The organism is Streptomyces sp. NBC_00704 (assembly GCF_036226605.1).
In the GTDB taxonomy this organism is placed as follows: domain Bacteria; phylum Actinomycetota; class Actinomycetes; order Streptomycetales; family Streptomycetaceae; genus Streptomyces.
The window spans coordinates 4,099,881-4,115,578 of the sequence record NZ_CP109000.1 but is presented as its reverse complement, the minus strand read 5'-3'; the positions used below and the strand labels follow the sequence as shown (position 1 = coordinate 4,115,578).

At 68.9% G+C, this 15,698-nt stretch carries 15 protein-coding genes; 9 read left to right on the top strand and 6 right to left on the bottom strand.

The window, feature by feature from the left end; translation table 11 throughout:
- Positions 1-1,139: 1,139 nt before the first annotated feature.
- Positions 1,140-3,116: a chromosomal replication initiator protein DnaA gene (dnaA, locus tag OG802_RS17945; RefSeq protein WP_329411740.1), complete on the bottom strand. Its 1,977-nt coding sequence runs from the start codon at positions 3,114-3,116 to the stop codon at positions 1,140-1,142.
- Positions 3,117-3,493: 377 nt separating this feature from the next.
- Between dnaA and rpmH the strand changes: the two genes are divergently transcribed.
- The 9 genes from rpmH to OG802_RS17900 all read left to right on the top strand — a co-directional run bounded on the left by rpmH (position 3,494) and on the right by OG802_RS17900 (position 10,617).
- The gene (rpmH, locus tag OG802_RS17940; RefSeq protein WP_018846094.1) at positions 3,494-3,631 is read left to right on the top strand and encodes a 50S ribosomal protein L34; all 138 of its coding nucleotides are present in this window, start codon (positions 3,494-3,496) and stop codon (positions 3,629-3,631) included.
- 21 nt (positions 3,632-3,652) lie between these two features.
- Entirely contained in the window at positions 3,653-4,024 is a 372-nt protein-coding gene (gene rnpA / locus OG802_RS17935) for a ribonuclease P protein component (RefSeq protein ID WP_329411738.1), read from the top strand.
- Positions 4,021-4,374, top strand: a complete 354-nt coding sequence (gene yidD / locus OG802_RS17930; RefSeq protein WP_329411737.1) for a membrane protein insertion efficiency factor YidD — start codon at positions 4,021-4,023, stop codon at positions 4,372-4,374. Before rnpA ends, yidD begins: the two co-directional genes overlap by 4 nt.
- Positions 4,375-4,377: 3 nt before the next feature.
- Positions 4,378-5,661, top strand: coding sequence for a membrane protein insertase YidC (yidC, locus tag OG802_RS17925; RefSeq protein WP_329411735.1), 1,284 nt, complete (start codon positions 4,378-4,380; stop codon positions 5,659-5,661).
- 29 nt (positions 5,662-5,690) lie between these two features.
- Positions 5,691-6,203: a Jag family protein gene (locus OG802_RS17920; protein ID WP_329411734.1), complete on the top strand. Its 513-nt coding sequence runs from the start codon at positions 5,691-5,693 to the stop codon at positions 6,201-6,203.
- A 122-nt stretch (positions 6,204-6,325) separates the two neighbouring features.
- Positions 6,326-7,042, top strand: a complete 717-nt coding sequence (gene rsmG / locus OG802_RS17915) for a 16S rRNA (guanine(527)-N(7))-methyltransferase RsmG (RefSeq protein WP_329411732.1) — start codon at positions 6,326-6,328, stop codon at positions 7,040-7,042.
- 455 nt (positions 7,043-7,497) lie between these two features.
- Positions 7,498-8,574, top strand: coding sequence for a ParA family protein (locus OG802_RS17910; RefSeq protein ID WP_329417151.1), 1,077 nt, complete (start codon positions 7,498-7,500; stop codon positions 8,572-8,574).
- A complete protein-coding gene (locus tag OG802_RS17905; RefSeq protein WP_329411730.1) occupies positions 8,571-9,671 on the top strand; it encodes a ParB/RepB/Spo0J family partition protein in 1,101 nt (366 codons plus the stop codon). Before OG802_RS17910 ends, OG802_RS17905 begins: the two co-directional genes overlap by 4 nt.
- A gap of 328 nt (positions 9,672-9,999) precedes the next feature.
- Positions 10,000-10,617 carry a GNAT family N-acetyltransferase gene (locus tag OG802_RS17900; RefSeq protein WP_329411728.1) on the top strand — a complete coding sequence of 206 codons (618 nt, stop codon included), beginning with the start codon at positions 10,000-10,002 and terminating at the stop codon, positions 10,615-10,617.
- 99 nt (positions 10,618-10,716) lie between these two features.
- Here OG802_RS17900 and trxA read toward each other — a convergent pair whose 3' ends face one another.
- The 5 genes from trxA to OG802_RS17875 all read right to left on the bottom strand — a co-directional run bounded on the left by trxA (position 10,717) and on the right by OG802_RS17875 (position 15,646).
- Positions 10,717-11,049: a thioredoxin gene (gene trxA, locus OG802_RS17895; protein WP_109004575.1), complete on the bottom strand. Its 333-nt coding sequence runs from the start codon at positions 11,047-11,049 to the stop codon at positions 10,717-10,719.
- A 34-nt stretch (positions 11,050-11,083) separates the two neighbouring features.
- The gene (gene trxB, locus OG802_RS17890) at positions 11,084-12,052 is read right to left on the bottom strand and encodes a thioredoxin-disulfide reductase (protein ID WP_329411724.1); all 969 of its coding nucleotides are present in this window, start codon (positions 12,050-12,052) and stop codon (positions 11,084-11,086) included.
- Between the two features lie 178 nt (positions 12,053-12,230).
- Positions 12,231-13,178: an anti-sigma factor family protein gene (locus OG802_RS17885; protein WP_329411722.1), complete on the bottom strand. Its 948-nt coding sequence runs from the start codon at positions 13,176-13,178 to the stop codon at positions 12,231-12,233.
- A complete protein-coding gene (gene sigM / locus OG802_RS17880; protein ID WP_329411719.1) occupies positions 13,175-13,900 on the bottom strand; it encodes an RNA polymerase sigma factor SigM in 726 nt (241 codons plus the stop codon). The genes OG802_RS17885 and sigM overlap by 4 nt, the downstream gene beginning before the upstream one ends.
- A gap of 27 nt (positions 13,901-13,927) precedes the next feature.
- Positions 13,928-15,646, bottom strand: a complete 1,719-nt coding sequence (locus OG802_RS17875) for a protein kinase family protein (RefSeq protein WP_329411717.1) — start codon at positions 15,644-15,646, stop codon at positions 13,928-13,930.
- Positions 15,647-15,698 lie beyond the last annotated feature (52 nt).

Below are 15,698 nucleotides of genomic sequence, written 5' to 3'. Positions count from 1 at the left end.
CCATCGGGGACCAGTCTGACGCACCGCACTGTCAGTCGGTGCCCCTCGGGGTCAAGTCGTGACGAGGGGCAGCCGGACGCCGAACAGCGAGTTGTGCACAGGTCCCACTTCGAAACGGATTCCTCGCTCTCTCTAGTTGTCAGTAGTAGTAGGGCCTGTGGATACCGTGGATAACCCCGTTTTCCCAGCTCAGGGCCGGTTTTTTATCCACCGACCCTGTGGGCGGAGCCAGTGGATAACTCGGGCCTTCTGTGGAGAACAGAAAGTTCTGCACACTCCGTACACAGGGAGGGCCGACTTGTCCCCAACTCCGTCCCCAGGTTTCGTTGGCTTTCCCACAGCCCGCCTCGGCAACTTCGTGTGACGCCTTTCACTCGGCGCGGTGAGGAGCCGCGTCACGTTGCCGAACAGTGGACAGACATGTGGAGAAGCCGGTGATCGCTGGGGACAACCGGCTTCAGCCTGTGGGCGGCCGGTGGACAACTCCGTGCACAGCCTGTGGATCATTTCTTCGTCCACAGGCTGTGGATAACCTTTGTCCACTAATCCACAGCCGGTTGACCTCGCTCGATCGTCTCGCACGCGGGACGCCTGTGGACACAGTCTGGACAACTTCGCAGTCCCCAGGGTGTGGACGGGAAAAAGTCACCGAATCTGTGGAGGGAGGCCGTAACCCGGGCCTTTAATCGAACACCGGGTGACCGGTGAGCGACCGCTGTACGACCGCGACGGGGCCCGCATCCGGCCCGCATCCCGCCCGCATCCAGCCCGCCACGGCCCTCCTCGGGCTTCCTCGGCCCTCGTCAGGCCCTCCGCAGACCCGCCTCGGGGCGTGCGCCGCCCACCTCGAGTCCGACCCCCGGCGCCGCGTCGCCCCACCCCCGGCCCGCCCCGGCCCGGCTTCGGGTTGCCTGGCGGGGCCGCGAGTGGCCTTGGGCGGGGATGGCCCTGGGCGGGGCCTGGCGGCCCGGAGGCCCGGAGGTTGGGGTAAACGGCGAAGGGCGTCCCCGGAGGAGTTCCGGGGACGCCCTTCGCGGACGTCCAGGACGCGCGTGGCCCGCGTGCAGCAGAGGCACGATGCGCGCGGCGGTGAGCCGGTGCCCCGGCCGGGCCGGGCCGCCGCGCTCCGCGGTGCGCCGTCAGCCGTTCTTGATGCGGTTGGTCAGCTCGGTGACCTGGTTGTAGATGGAGCGCCGCTCGGCCATCAGATTGCGGATCTTGCGGTCCGCGTGCATGACCGTGGTGTGGTCGCGGCCGCCGAACAGCGCGCCGATCTTCGGCAGCGACAGGTCGGTCAGCTCGCGGCACAGGTACATGGCGATCTGCCGGGCCGTGACGAGCTGGCGGCCGCGCGAGCTGCCGCACAGGTCCTCGATGGTGAGCCCGAAGTAGTCGGCGGTCGCGCTCATGATGGCCGTCGAGGTGATCTCCGGGGTGGAGTCGTCGCCGCCGGGGATCAGGTCCTTCAGGACGATCTCCGTCAGGCCCAGGTCCACGGGCTGCCGGTTCAGCGAGGCGAACGCCGTCACCCGGATCAGGGCGCCCTCCAGTTCGCGGATGTTGCGCGAGATCCGTGAGGCGATGAACTCCAGCACCTCCGGCGGGGCGTTGAGCTGTTCCTGCACCGCCTTCTTGCGCAGGATCGCGATCCGCGTCTCCAGTTCCGGCGGCTGGACGTCGGTGATCAGACCCCACTCGAAACGGTTCCGCAGCCGGTCCTCCAGCGTGACCAGCTGCTTCGGCGGCCGGTCGCTGGACAGCACGATCTGCTTGTTGGCGTTGTGGAGGGTGTTGAAGGTGTGGAAGAACTCCTCCTGCGTCGACTCCTTGTCCGCGAGGAACTGGATGTCGTCGACGAGCAGGATGTCCATCTCGCGGTACCGCTTGCGGAAGCTGTCGCCCTTGCCGTCGCGGATGGAGTTGATGAACTCGTTGGTGAACTCCTCCGAGCTGACGTACCGCACGCGCGTGCCGGGGTAGAGGCTTCGCGCGTAGTGCCCGATGGCGTGCAGCAGGTGTGTCTTGCCGAGGCCTGACTCCCCGTAGATGAACAGGGGGTTGTAGGCCTTCGCGGGTGCTTCGGCGACGGCCACGGCGGCCGCGTGCGCGAAGCGGTTGGAGGCGCCGATGACGAACGTGTCGAAGAGGTACTTGGGGTTCAGGCGTGCGGTCGGCTCGCCCGGTCCGGGTGTCGGCGAGGACTGCGCGGCCGACGGCCCGGGCGCGCCCATGCCGCCCTGTCCCGGTCCGCCGGGTCCGCCGCGGTGGTGGTGGCCGGGTCCCTGCGACGACGGGTCGGACAGCTCCCGGCGGCCGGCGTCGCGCTGGTCGTAGTCGGAGCGGGGCTTGTCGTACTCGGGGCGCTTCTGCTCGTAGGGCGAGGTGTCGTAGGGCGGCCGTTCCGCGGACTGCGGGCGGTAGTCCTGCGGGCGGGAGGAGGCGTACGGGTCCTGGGCGGCGGGGCCGCCGTAGGAGTCCTGCGACGACGGCGACGCGTAGGGGTCGCGCTCGGGGAAGCCGAGCCGCTGCTGCTGCCAGCTGTACTCGTCCTGCTGGGGGCGCGGCCAGGCGCCGGGTTCCGGGCGCTGGTACTCGGAGGGGTAGGCGGGGCGCGCGGTGGGCAGCTGGTCGGCGCGTGAGCCGGGGAGCTGGTCGCCCGGCGTGGGGGGCAGCTGGTCGGCGCGGTGCCGGCCGTAGCCCTCGTACTGGTTCTCGTACCGGCCGTCCTGTCCCTCGTACCGGCCGCCGTCCTGTGCCTCGTAGGGGCCGGCGGGGAGCTCGGGCTCCTCGTAGCGCGGCTGCTGCTGGGCGGAGTTGGACGGCGGTGCCGGGGGTTCGCCCGCCGAGTCGTCGACGGTGATCGCGATGCGGATCGGGCGGCCGCACTCGCGGCTCAGCGTCTCGCTGATGATCGGGGCGAGGCGTCCTTCGAGGACGTTCTTCGCGAATTCGTTGGGGACGGCCAGCAGGGCCGTGTCCGCCACCAGCGCGAGCGGCTGGCAGCGCCGGATCCAGTGTCCGTCCTTCACCTCGACGCCCTGGCCACGGCCCTCACCGAGGAACTGTTCCAGTACTCGTGGCCACACTGCGGCAAGATCGGCAGGCACGTCAGCCACAGGGCACGCTCTCTCGTGGGTCCCACGTTCGTGTGGTGGTGGGACGGTGGGGATTCATATCGGGCGGGGGCAGGGACAAAGGAACGAATCGGAGTCCGGCCACGGTAGTCAGGGCGGCGGGTACGGTTCAAGTTGTTGTCCCCAGCCTGTGGACAGTGTCTCCCCGCGACCGCCGGTTTGACCGGATGGCGCAGCCGCGCGTACCGTAACCAGGTCGAGTTGTCGATGGCTGCTGCCGCCTGCCTCCGATGGGCACAGATCACGTCAGGTGATCGGGAAGCGGTGCACTCGGGCGTTGACCGCGAGCTACCTCGTGGGCGCACGGTGACAGCCAGGACGGCACCCCGCCACCACCGATTGATTTCTGGAGCCCCCGAGTGAGCAAGCGCACCTTCCAGCCGAACAACCGTCGTCGCGCCAAGACCCACGGCTTCCGCCTGCGGATGCGCACCCGTGCCGGCCGCGCGATTCTCGCGAACCGCCGCAGCAAGGGTCGCGCCAACCTGTCCGCCTGAGCCTGATCAGGTCATGACGTCGTGCTGCCTACCGAGCATCGGCTGAGGCGGCGCGAGGACTTCGCGACCGCGGTACGACGGGGCCGTCGGGCCGGACGCCCGACTCTCGTCGTCCACCTTCGAAGCGGTGCCACGGACCCGCACGCGCCTGGGGAGAGCGCTCCCCCGACGCGTGCGGGTTTCGTCGTCAGCAAGGCCGTGGGCGGCGCCGTCGTGCGCAACAAGGTGAAGCGCAGACTGCGTCACCTGATGCGCGACCGGGTCACGCTGTTGCCCCCCGGTAGCCTGGTAGTCGTACGGGCGCTGCCCGGGGCGGGCGACGCCGACCACGCACAGCTGGCCCAAGACCTGGACGCCGCCCTTCAACGGCTACTGGGAGGGGGCGCGCGATGAAGTACCCGCTGCTGGCTCTCATCAAGCTCTACCAGTGGACGATCAGTCCGCTGCTCGGGCCGGTGTGCAAGTACTACCCGTCGTGCTCTCACTACGGCTACACGGCCATCGACCGGCACGGCGCGATCAAGGGAACGGCACTCACCGCCTGGCGCGTCCTGCGGTGCAATCCGTGGTCGCTGGGTGGCGTGGACCATGTCCCGCCGCGCAAGCGCCCGCGGTGGCACGAAATGCTGCGTGACGCCTGGCGTGCACGCAAGGGCGGGACCTCCGCCGCCGAAACGGCCACCGACGAGAACCTCTCTTCGAGCCCGGCCGCAGAGACACCGTCCCATGCCCAAGGAGCATGATTAGTGGACACGATTGCCAGCCTCTTCAGCTTCATCACGACACCTGTCTCCTGGGTCATCGTCCAGTTCCACAAGGTGTACGGGTCGATCTTCGGCCCTGACACCGGGTGGGCCTGGGGCCTGTCGATCGTGTCCCTGGTGATCCTGATCCGTATCTGCCTGATCCCGCTCTTCGTGAAGCAGATCAAGTCGACCCGGGCCATGCAGACACTGCAGCCCGAGATGAAGAAGATCCAGGAGCGCTACAAGAACGACAAACAGCGTCAGTCCGAAGAGATGATGAAGCTGTACAAGGAGACGGGCACCAACCCGCTCTCCTCGTGCCTTCCCATCCTGGCGCAGTCCCCGTTCTTCTTCGCCCTGTATCACGTGCTCAACGGCATCGCGACGGGCGACAAGATCGGCGTCATCAACGAGCAGCTGCTGGAGAGCGCGCGCAAGGCGCACATCTTCGGCGCTCCGCTGGCGGCGAAGTTCACCGACGGCTCGGCGAAGGTGGAGGCGCTCGGCGCCTCGCTGACGGACGTCCGCGTGGTCACCGCGATCATGATCGTCCTGATGTCGGCCTCGCAGTTCTTCACGCAGCGCCAGCTGATGACGAAGAACGTCGACACCTCCGTCAAGACGCCGTTCATGCAGCAGCAGAAGATGCTGATGTACGTCTTCCCGGTCATGTTCGCGGTCTTCGGCATCAACTTCCCCGTGGGTGTCCTCGTCTACTGGCTCACCACCAACGTGTGGACCATGGGCCAGCAGATGTACGTGATCCGCAACAACCCGACGCCGGGTTCCAAGGCCCAGGCCGCCTACCTGGAGCGTCTGCACAAGAACGTCACGCACCACGGCGGGACGCGCCGGCGCAGCGAGAAGGCCATCGTCAAGGCCATCGTCGCCAAGGGCCGGGACCGCAACGAGGCCGAGCGCAAGTTCATCAACGCCCTGTCGAAGGCCGGTTTCGTGGCCCAGGCCGATGGCGTCGTGACCAAGGGCGAGGCCCAGGCCGTCGGTCAGACCGAGGACGGCACGCCTACGGGCGGGGCCGCCGCGAAGCGCCAGCAGCCGAAGCGGCAGTCGAAGTCCCGGCGCCAGTCGGCGACGCCGAAGGCGGCCGGTGAGACCACCTCGCTGGTCAAGTCCGAGGAGCCGGAGGACGACAAGCCCTCCGGAACCGCCGGCGCCGCCGGGGCCAAGCCTGCCGCCAAGCCCGGTTCCGCGGGTCGCAGCAAGGCCCAGTCCGGGCAGCGCAAGGGCGGTCCGCAGCGTCCCAAGTCCCCGTCCAAGAAGTAGCCGTCCAAGAAGTAGAAGGAGCCCATCCCGTGACGGAAGGCACCACCTCCTCCGCCGCCGAGGGTGCAGACACCCTGACCCGCCTCGAGCAGGAGGGCGAGATCGCGGCGGACTACCTCGAAGGTCTGCTGGACATCGCCGACCTCGACGGTGACATCGACATGGACGTCGAGGCCGATCGCGCCGCTGTGTCGATCATCAGCGACGCGGGCACCCGTGACCTGCAGAAGCTGGTCGGCCGGGACGGTGAGGTGCTGGAGGCGTTGCAGGAGCTGACGCGCCTGGCCGTGCACCGGGAGACCGGTGACCGCAGTCGGCTGATGCTGGACATCGCGGGCTACCGTGCGGGCAAGCGTTCCGAGCTCTCCGAGCTGGGCGCGAAGGCCGCGGCCGACGCGAAGAACAGCGGTGAGCCGGTGCGGCTGAAGCCGATGACGCCCTTCGAGCGCAAGGTCGTCCACGACGCGGTCAAGGCGGCCGGCCTGCGCAGCGAGTCCGAGGGCGAGGAGCCGCAGCGCTTCGTCGTCGTGCTGCCCGACTGATTCGGTATCCACGCGTTCCCCGGCCCCGTCTGTCGCGCAGACGGGGCCGGTCTTTGTCAGCCCGGTAGTTCTGGTGGTCGGCGCCCGAAGCGGCGCCGAGGCGGTACGGAAGGACGGTCCCCGTGACGGAGGCAGCGGAGCTCCCCCCCGCGCCCGAAGTGGCCCGCGAGGTGTTCGGCGATCGCTACGGCGATGCGGTCCGGTATGCCGAGCTGCTGGCCGAGGCAGGCGTGCAGCGTGGGCTCATCGGTCCGCGTGAGGTGCCGCGCCTGTGGGAGAGGCACATTCTGAACTGCGCGGTGCTCTCCGAGGTCGTGCCCGAGGGGGTGACCGTGTGCGACGTCGGTTCGGGTGCGGGGCTGCCCGGCATTCCCCTGGCGCTCGTGCGGGAGGACCTGAAGATCACCCTGCTGGAGCCACTGCTGCGGCGTACCAACTTCCTCACCGAGGTCGTCGAACTCCTCGGCCTGGACCATGTGACCGTCGCGCGCGGCCGTGCGGAGGAGGTCATGGGCAAGATCCCGCCGGTCCACGTGGTGACCGCCCGTGCCGTGGCGCCGCTGGACCGTCTGGCCACGTGGGGCATCCCGCTGCTGCGACCCTACGGCGAGATGCTCGCCCTCAAGGGCGACACCGCCGAGGAGGAGCTGAAGAGCGCCGCGACGGCGCTGAGCAAGCTCGGTGCCGTGGGCACCTCGATCCTCCAGGTCGGGGAGGGCGTCGTCGATCCCCTCTCCACGGTGGTGCGGGTCGAGGTCGGGGAGAGCCCGGGCGGCGTGCGGTTCGCGGCCAAGCGTGCCAAGGCGGCACGAACAGGCCGCACCAGACGACGTCGCTGACGGCGGGGGGAGCCAGACCGGGGCCGGGTGGCCGGGTGCGGCCCGGCCAGGGGTCGGGTGGCAGGGCGCTGCCTGGCCGGGCATGGCTGGTGGACTGCGCGCCCGAGCCCTGCCGAACCCTCGGCTGCTGACGGTTCCGGGTGCTCGGTGCTCGGTGCTCAGGGCCGGGTGGCAGGGTGCGCCCTGGCGGGGTGTGGCTGGCGGAGGGCATATCCGGCTCAAGAAGCCAAACGTGCACATACCGGGGTGTCGCGCAGACGGCGACCTGGCCGCCAGGCATCGTGTTTCACGTGAAACGTCGCTCCTTGCTCCACGGCATCATCAGTCGCGGCCGCGCTGCTGCCGAACCGCGCGACCGCAAGCCTCTCGGTTCACTCGATGAGGGACGGGAGTTGTCCACAGAGGTGGATTTCTCCACAGAACGACAGGCCTCACTGGTTCACCACCCCGAAGGCATGGGAGGCTCTGTTCATTGCGAGCCTGAAGTCGAGGAGAGTGAATCCTTGCGGTCCGACGCCAACATCGCGGGACCGATGACCGATCCGGTCCCCGGTCCCCGTACCGAGTCGTCGTTTGGGGAGGATGTTTCACGTGAAACACCGCCTCCGATGGACGACACCCCGATCGGTCGTGCTGCCCAACTCGCGGTAGAGGCTCTGGGTCGAGCCGGCGAGGGCCTGCCACGTCCTGAGCACACCCGTGTGATCGTGGTCGCCAACCAGAAGGGTGGGGTGGGCAAGACGACGACGACGGTCAACCTCGCCGCGTCCCTTGCCCTGCACGGCGGACGTGTCCTGGTGGTCGACCTCGACCCTCAGGGCAACGCGTCCACGGCTCTGGGAATCGACCACCACGCCGAGGTGCCGTCCATCTACGACGTGCTCGTCGACAGCCGCCCCCTCGCTGAAGTCGTACAGCCCGTGCCGGACGTGGAAGGCCTCTTCTGCGCTCCCGCCACCATCGACCTCGCGGGTGCCGAGATCGAACTGGTCTCCCTGGTGGCGCGTGAGAGCCGCTTGCAGAGAGCGATCCAGGCATACGAACAGCCGCTGGACTACATCCTCATCGACTGTCCGCCGTCGCTGGGCCTGCTGACGGTCAACGCTCTGGTGGCCGGCGCCGAGGTCCTGATCCCGATCCAGTGCGAGTACTACGCGCTCGAAGGACTGGGACAGCTGCTGCGTAACGTCGACCTGGTACGGGGGCACCTCAACCCCGAGCTGCATGTGTCGACCATCCTGCTCACCATGTACGACGGCCGGACACGGCTCGCGTCGCAGGTCGCGGAGGAGGTGCGCACCCACTTCGGCGAAGAGGTGCTGCGAACGAGCATTCCCCGCTCCGTGCGTATCTCCGAGGCGCCGAGCTACGGGCAGACGGTGCTGACCTACGATCCGGGATCGAGCGGCGCCCTGTCCTACCTTGAGGCTGCACGAGAACTCGCGCTGAAGGGCGTCGACGTCAGTTACGACGCGACGCACGCCCATGTCGGCGCCCAGAACAACCCGAACATGGTGGAGGGGATCCAGTGAGTGAGCGACGGAGGGGGTTGGGCCGTGGCCTGGGGGCATTGATCCCTGCTGCCCCCACGGAGAAGACGCCGGCGCAGGCCGCGGTGGGAGGCGGGGGCTCCTCGTCACCCGCCGCTGTTCCGGTCCTGACGGCGGAGAGGGGGGTGGCAGCCGCCAAGGTGGCCACGCTCCCGCCTGTTTCACGTGAAACAGAGGAGATTCCTGCGGGCGATCTCCTGGAGATGCCGGCACCGCCCATCGGCGCCCACTTCGCGGAGATTCCCCTCGACCAGATCACGCCGAACCCGCGCCAGCCGCGTGAGGTCTTCGACGACGACGCCTTGCACGAGCTGATCACCTCCATCAAGGAGGTCGGTCTGCTGCAGCCGGTCGTCGTGCGCCAGGTCGACACCGCACGCTATGAGCTGATCATGGGTGAGCGGCGTTGGCGGGCCTGCCGCATGGCGGGACTGGAAGCGATCCCGGCGATCGTACGGGCCACGGACGACGAGAAGCTCCTCCTGGACGCTCTTCTGGAGAACCTCCACCGGGCTCAGCTCAATCCGTTGGAAGAGGCTGCCGCCTACGACCAGTTGCTGAAGGACTTCAACTGCACCCATGACCAGTTGGCGGACCGCATCGGTCGGTCCCGCCCGCAGGTCTCCAACACACTGCGTCTGCTGAGGCTCTCTCCGGCGGTCCAGCGCCGGGTCGCTGCGGGTGTGCTCTCCGCCGGTCACGCGCGGGCGCTGCTCTCGGTCGACGACTCGGAGGAGCAGGATCGGCTGGCCCATCGCATCGTGGCCGAGGGACTGTCGGTGCGGGCCGTCGAGGAGATCGTGACCCTCATGGGGTCACGTCCGCAGGCGGCCCAGCGGGCCAAGGGGCCGCGGGCCGGCGGTCGGGTCTCCCCGGCGTTGACCGAGCTCGCGACCCGGCTTTCGGATCGCTTCGAAACGCGGGTGAAGGTCGACCTCGGCCAGAAGAAGGGCAAGATCACCGTCGAGTTCGCCTCGATGGAGGATCTTGAGCGCATCCTCGGCACCCTTGCTCCCGGTGAGGGCCCGGTCCTGCCGAAGGGCTTGGGCGACGGCGACAGCGAGGACACGGAGGGCTGAGCCCGGCCTCGGCAGTGACAGTGCCGTGCTTGAGCCGTTCAGAGCGAGCCGTTGTCCGGTGAGTACCGGACACGGCTCGCTCTTTGCTTGCGTGCGCTGTCGAGGGGATCGCATCGTGGATACGATGCGATAAGGCTTTGGCGCGTCCACCTGGCAGTACCTCGGAGCGGGAGGCGGGGGCCATGCGAACGATGGGCCGGACCGGACTGGTGAGCGCCGGACTGGGGCTGGGCGTGGTCGGCGGGTTCGTCGGCAGTCTGCTCAGGGAACGGAGCGCTCTGACGGCAGCTCGCGGTGGAGCGGGCCAAGGAAGCGAGGAACAGCCTTCATGGGGCGTCGGCTCGTACCGCTCACGCTGGACAACGTTCAGGACCTTCCCCAGCGCTGTCGCTCGTGCGTCTTCTGGGAACTCGATCCCGTCAGCGGCGAAGCCGCGCTGAAGGCCGGGACGACCGCACTGGAGAAAGAGGCCTGGATCTCCGCCGTCCTGTTGGACTGGGGATCGTGCGGTCGTGTCGTCTACGTGGACGACGTCCCCGTGGGCTTCGTGCTCTACGCACCCCCCGCCTATGTCCCCCGCTCGACGGCCTTCCCCACCAGCCCGGTGTCACCGGACGCCGTCCAGCTCATGACGGCGTTCATCATGCCGGGCTACCAGGGGCAGGGGCTGGGCCGGGTGATGGTGCAGACGGTCGCCAAGGATCTGCTGAGACGGGGCTTCAAGGCCATCGAGGCGTTCGGCGACACCCGATGGAAGGAACCGGCCTGTCTGCTCCCGGCCGATCATCTGCTGGCGGTGGGCTTCAAGACCGTGCGCCCTCATCCCGCCCACCCCCGGCTGAGACTGGAGTTGAGGAGCACGCTCTCCTGGAAGGAAGACGTGGAGATGGCGCTCGACCGTTTGCTGGGAGCGGTCCAGAAGGAGCCGGTGTTGCGACCGCTCTGACGGTCTCCGACATCCGACACAGGGAAGGGCCGGTCCGTGAGGACCGGCCCTTCCCTGTTTCACGTGAAACATCGACCGTCGGCACGACGGAACGGCGCGTCACTCGGAGATGAAGGTCTCCAGGTCGCGGACGAGCGCGGCCTTGGGCTTGGCGCCGACGATCGTCTTGGCGACCTCGCCGCCCTGGTACACGTTCAGGGTCGGGATCGACATGACGCCGTACTTGGCGGCCGTGTTCGGGTTCTCGTCGATGTTGAGCTTGACGATCTCGATCTTCTCGCCGTGCTCGGCCGCGATGGCCTCGAGGGAGGGCGCGATCTGACGGCACGGGCCGCACCACTCGGCCCAGAAGTCCACCAGGACAGGCTTGTCGCTCTTGAGGACGACCTCTTCGAAGTCGGCGTCGGTCACATTCTTCAGGGTGCCGGCCACAGGGGGCTCCTTCATTCTTGTGCGGGGGAGGGGATCAGACGGAGGTCTTCTCGGGCTCGGCCTGCTCCTCGTCCGCGAGGGCGGCGAGGTAGCGCTCGGCGTCGAGAGCGGAGGAGCAGCCGGTGCCGGCCGCGGTGATCGCCTGACGGTAGGTGTGGTCCACGACGTCACCGGCGGCGAAGACGCCCGTCACGTTCGTCCGGGTGGAGGGCGCGGCGACCTTCAGGTAGCCCTCCTCATCGAGGTCCAGCTGCCCCTTGAAGAGCTCGGTACGCGGGTCGTGGCCGATCGCGATGAACAGGCCCGTCACCGGCAGGTCCGAGAGTTCGCCGGTCTTGAGGTTGCGTAGCTTCAGCCCGGCCAGCTTGGGGTCGCCCTGGATCTCGGCGACCTCGCTGTCCCAGATGAACTTGATCTTCGGGTCGGCGAAGGCGCGCTCTTGCATCGCCTTGGAGGCGCGCAGGGTGTCGCGGCGGTGGACGATCGTCACGGACTTGGCGAACCGGGAGAGGAAGGTGGCCTCCTCCATGGCGGTGTCACCGCCGCCGATGACGGCGATGTCCTGGTCCTTGAAGAAGAACCCGTCACACGTGGCGCACCAGGAGACACCGCGGCCGGAGAGGGCGTCCTCGTTCGGCAGCCCGAGCTTGCGGTGCTGCGAGCCGGTGGTGACGATGACGGCCTTGGCGCGGTGGACCGTGCCGGCGGTGTCCGTGACGGTCTTGATCTCACCGGTGAGGTCGACGGAGACGATGTCGTCGGGGATCAGCTCGGCGCCGAAACGCTCGGCCTGGGCGCGCATGTTGTCCATGAGCTCGGGGCCCATGATGCCGTCCTGGAAGCCGGGGAAGTTCTCCACCTCGGTGGTGTTCATCAGTGCGCCGCCCGCCGTGACGGCGCCTTCGAACACCAGCGGCTTCAGCGAGGCGCGCGCGGTGTAGAGGGCCGCGGTGTAGCCGGCGGGCCCGGAGCCGATGATGATCACGTTACGGACGTCGCTCACGGCTTGGTTCCTCGTCTCTGGACAGCGTCGGTCGACCGGGGGAGCCTCTGCAGACTCTCACCCCACCCAACGGATCCTAAGGGGCGTACATTCCCGCTGTGTCCGGGCACACGAAGGGAGGACGTCGTGCGGGGCCCGAGGTGACCACCGCGTGGGATCGGGGTGAAGCGTCGCTTCGTCAGCGGCGGACGTAGCTCGTTTTCAGCAGCACCGCGGCCGGGCCCGACGACGGATGATCCACACAGGCCGTGTCGACGATGTAGGCGTCGACCCGTGTGCTGTCCGTGGCGTCGGGCAGCACGACGAGCACGGCGTCCTTCCCCTGATATGTACCCGTCTCCGTGGCCAGGGCTCCTTCGCTGCGTCCGATGCCCTTCTGCACACACGGCGGAACCGTGGGCTGCCGAAGGATCTTCGGTGTCCGGTTCTCGGGCTCGCCCTGGATGCCCATGCTGGACGGCGAGCGAGAGCCGCCGGATGCGGCCAGGAGATCGGTGACCTGCGTCTTGAGTTTGCTCGCGGAGAAGGTGTCGGGCGCCGCGGTCTGGTGGGCCGCCGTGTCCGGGGTTCCGCCGCCGCCTGTGAGGGAAGACACCAACACGGAGCCGAGCCCCAGAGCCGCGGCCGTGAAGACCGCACCGAGGAACGCCGTCCTGCGCCGGTTGCCGCGCCTCCGGCCCGGACGGTCTTTGCGTCCCGGGCCGGTCGTGGCGCGGGGTCGTCCCGAAGGGCGGTCCGTCGTCGACGGTGTTTCACGTGAAACACCGACCCCGTCGGGGGCAGTGGTCCCATCGCTGTCGGCGGCGAATACGTCGGCTGGTTCGTGTACGCCGGCTGGTGCGTGGGCGTTGTCGCGGTCGTCTGCTGCCGTGGCGTTGAGCAGGGCCTCGGCTGCCAGTGCCGCGTCGATGCGATGGGAGACGTCGTCCGGCATGCGCGGTGGCCCGGGAAGGTCACCCAGCAGGCCGCGGATCTCCTCCAGCGAGGCGTGGACGTCGGCGCAGAGTTCGCAGGACTCCAGATGGCGACGTACGGCGGCGCTTCGGTCGGGGGTGAGCAGGCCCTCGGTGAGGTCGGAGATCTCGGTGACGTCCGGGTGTCCGGTCGTGTCCGTCGTCGATGTCACGCTCGCCCACCTCCGCCCTTCACAGCAGCTGAATCGCCTGTTCCGGCGTTGTCCGGGCCCTCGGTGCGAGGGTCCGCTGCCGGTGGGACGGATGTCTCCTGGACCCGGTTCCGTCCTGGGCCGCCTTCTCTCCCCGCTCGGGAGCCTTCGGGGCGCAGATGGGCGAGCAGGGGGAGGAGTCTGGCTCTGCCCCGTGCGCAGCGGCTCTTCACCGTTCCGGTCGGCACGTCGAGTACGCGGGCGGCTTCGGCGACCGGGTAGCCCTGCATGTCCACGAGGACCAGGGCGCAACGTTGATCGGGCGGGAGCGTGCCGAGCGCTTCCAGGAGCTGGCGGTGCAGGTCGTTGCGTTCCGCCGGGGCGGCGGCCGACTCGTGCGGTTCGAGGAGCTGCTCCAGGCGCTCGGTGTCGTCCACCGGAGAGGTCTTGCGGGATGCCGCCTTGCGCGCCCGGTCCAGGCACGCGTTCACCGTGATGCGGTGCAGCCAGGTCGTGACGGCGGACTGGCCGCGGAAGGTGTGGGCGGCCCGGTAGGCGGAGACGAGGGCGTCCTGGACGGCGTCAGCGGCCTCCTCGCGGTCCCCCAGCGTGCGCAGCGCCACCGCCCAGAGCCGGTCCCGGTGACGCCGCACGAGCTCACCGAAGGCGTCGGGGTCGCCCTCGACGTGGCGGGTGAGGAGATCCTGGTCGCTCACTCCGTCGTACCCGGAGTCTTCCGCCATCGGACCCCCTCCCCCTTCGGTGCGGCGTCACCCCGTGAATTTCACGTCGGTGATGCCCTGCTTGTAACCGTCGCCGCTGTACTGATCGCCGGCAGCGTACGGCAGGGCCGTCAGCCAGACGAGCACATAGCGGGTCTTGACCGCCTTGGACGCCTTCACGGTGGCGCTGGTTCCGGTCGTGGTGAGTGTGCCGATCTTCTGCATCGACTTCAGGGCGCTCGGCGACGGATTCAGGGAGTCCGCGGCGTACAGGTGCACGGTCGTGTGGTTGCCGCCGTAGTAGAGCCCTATGGCGGCTTTCGAGACCTCGTGCGCCGAGCCGAGGTCGTAGACGATGCCCACGCCGGGCTTGTAGGGCGCGAGGGGCGGACCGGCCCTGAAGCTCGACGTCCGCCAGTAGGTCGCGCTGTCGTTGTCGTAGGTCTCGCCGACGTCACCGGGGTGCTGGGAGTCACCGCTCACCACGTACTCGGCAGCGTCGAGGATCTTCAGCTGCTTGACGGGCTTGGGCGCGGCGCTGTTCTTGTCGCCCTCGTCCGTCGTCCGGGTCTGGTTGGTGTCGTCGGAGCGGGTGCGGTCCACGAGGGCGTCGGCGAGCTGCCAGCTGCCGAGGCCGAGCGCGGCGATGAGGAGGGCGGAGACCGCCCATTTCAGGGCCCTGCCGGTGCGGCTCTGCAAGGGAGGCGGAGGTGTCGGCACGGCCTGCGTGGCGCCCGGATGCGGAGCCGGCCGGCCGTAGGTGCCCTGCTGGTACGTCGTGCGCTGGTACTCCGGAGGCGCGGTGAACGCGGGCTCCGGCGGTCGGATGCGGGGCATCTCGCCGATCGCCTTGACCAGTTCCTCCGGCGTGGTGCAGGGGGCCTCGTGGCGGGAGGCGGTCGCGCCGTCGTTGACGAGCGCGCGCATGGACAGCTCGGACAGGCCCCGGTGGACGCCGGCCCGTACCTGGTCGGGCGCGATCAGCCCGACGTCCTTGGGCAGCCCCGACAGGCCGTAGGCGTCGTTCTCGTACGGCCAGCGCTGGGTGAGCGCCGCGTACAGCAGTGCGCCGATCGCCTCGGTGTCGGTGCGCTGGGGGGTGTCGGTGGTGATGCCGCGCAGGGCGGCGTTCACGGCGAGGCCGCGGATGCGCCACTGTCCCGACGAGGTCCGCAGCACGGCGTTGGGGCTGAGCCGCAGATGCGCCAGGCCCTCCCGGTGGGCCGCGGCCATCGCGGAGGCGATCTGGCTGACCATCTGGTAGGCGTCGTGCGGCTCCAGCGGGCCGGCCGCGAGCAGCGCGGTCAGCTCGGTGGCGTCGGGCAGCCACTCGTGGACGACGTAGACGAGGTCGTTCTCCTCGACGGCGTCCAGCACCTGGACGAATCGGGGATCACCGAGGAGCGCCGAGGAGCGCGCCGCGGCCAGCACCGAACGGGCCCTTGCGTGGTCCGCGGGCAGGACGTGGACGCCCACGGCACGGCGGAGTTTCTCGTCGACGGCTCGCCAACTGCTGAAACCGTCCAGACGGGTGACGCACTCTTCGAGTCGGTAGCGTCTGGCGAGCTTGTGGCCGCTGTGCAGTTCCGGCGGTGAGGCCTTCCCGGGACGTTCCGTCCCGCCACTCCCCTGTGCCTCGTCGGTGTCCGTGTCCTGCTCCCGGTTCTTGACCACCCCGTCGGCCGTGGACTGGTCCGCTTGTGCGGTCAGCGGTTCGTCACCGCTGTTGTCTGCCACGTCGACGGCAGCTGTGCTCCGTTCCGCCACCGTCGTTCCTGCCTCCCCATTCAGAGCGCGCCGTGCGACCTCGTGCGCGCCG

Excerpts from the sequence above, each read along its gene's own strand:
- yidD (WP_329411737.1), top strand. The coding sequence starts at position 4,021 with ATGAAGTACCCGCTGCTGGCTCTCATCAAGCTCTACCAGTGGACGATC.
- OG802_RS17910 (WP_329417151.1), top strand. The coding sequence starts at position 7,498 with ATGGGAGGCTCTGTTCATTGCGAGCCTGAAGTCGAGGAGAGTGAATCC.
- OG802_RS17900 (WP_329411728.1), top strand. The coding sequence starts at position 10,000 with ATGGGGCGTCGGCTCGTACCGCTCACGCTGGACAACGTTCAGGACCTT.
- sigM (WP_329411719.1), bottom strand. The coding sequence starts at position 13,900 with ATGGCGGAAGACTCCGGGTACGACGGAGTGAGCGACCAGGATCTCCTC.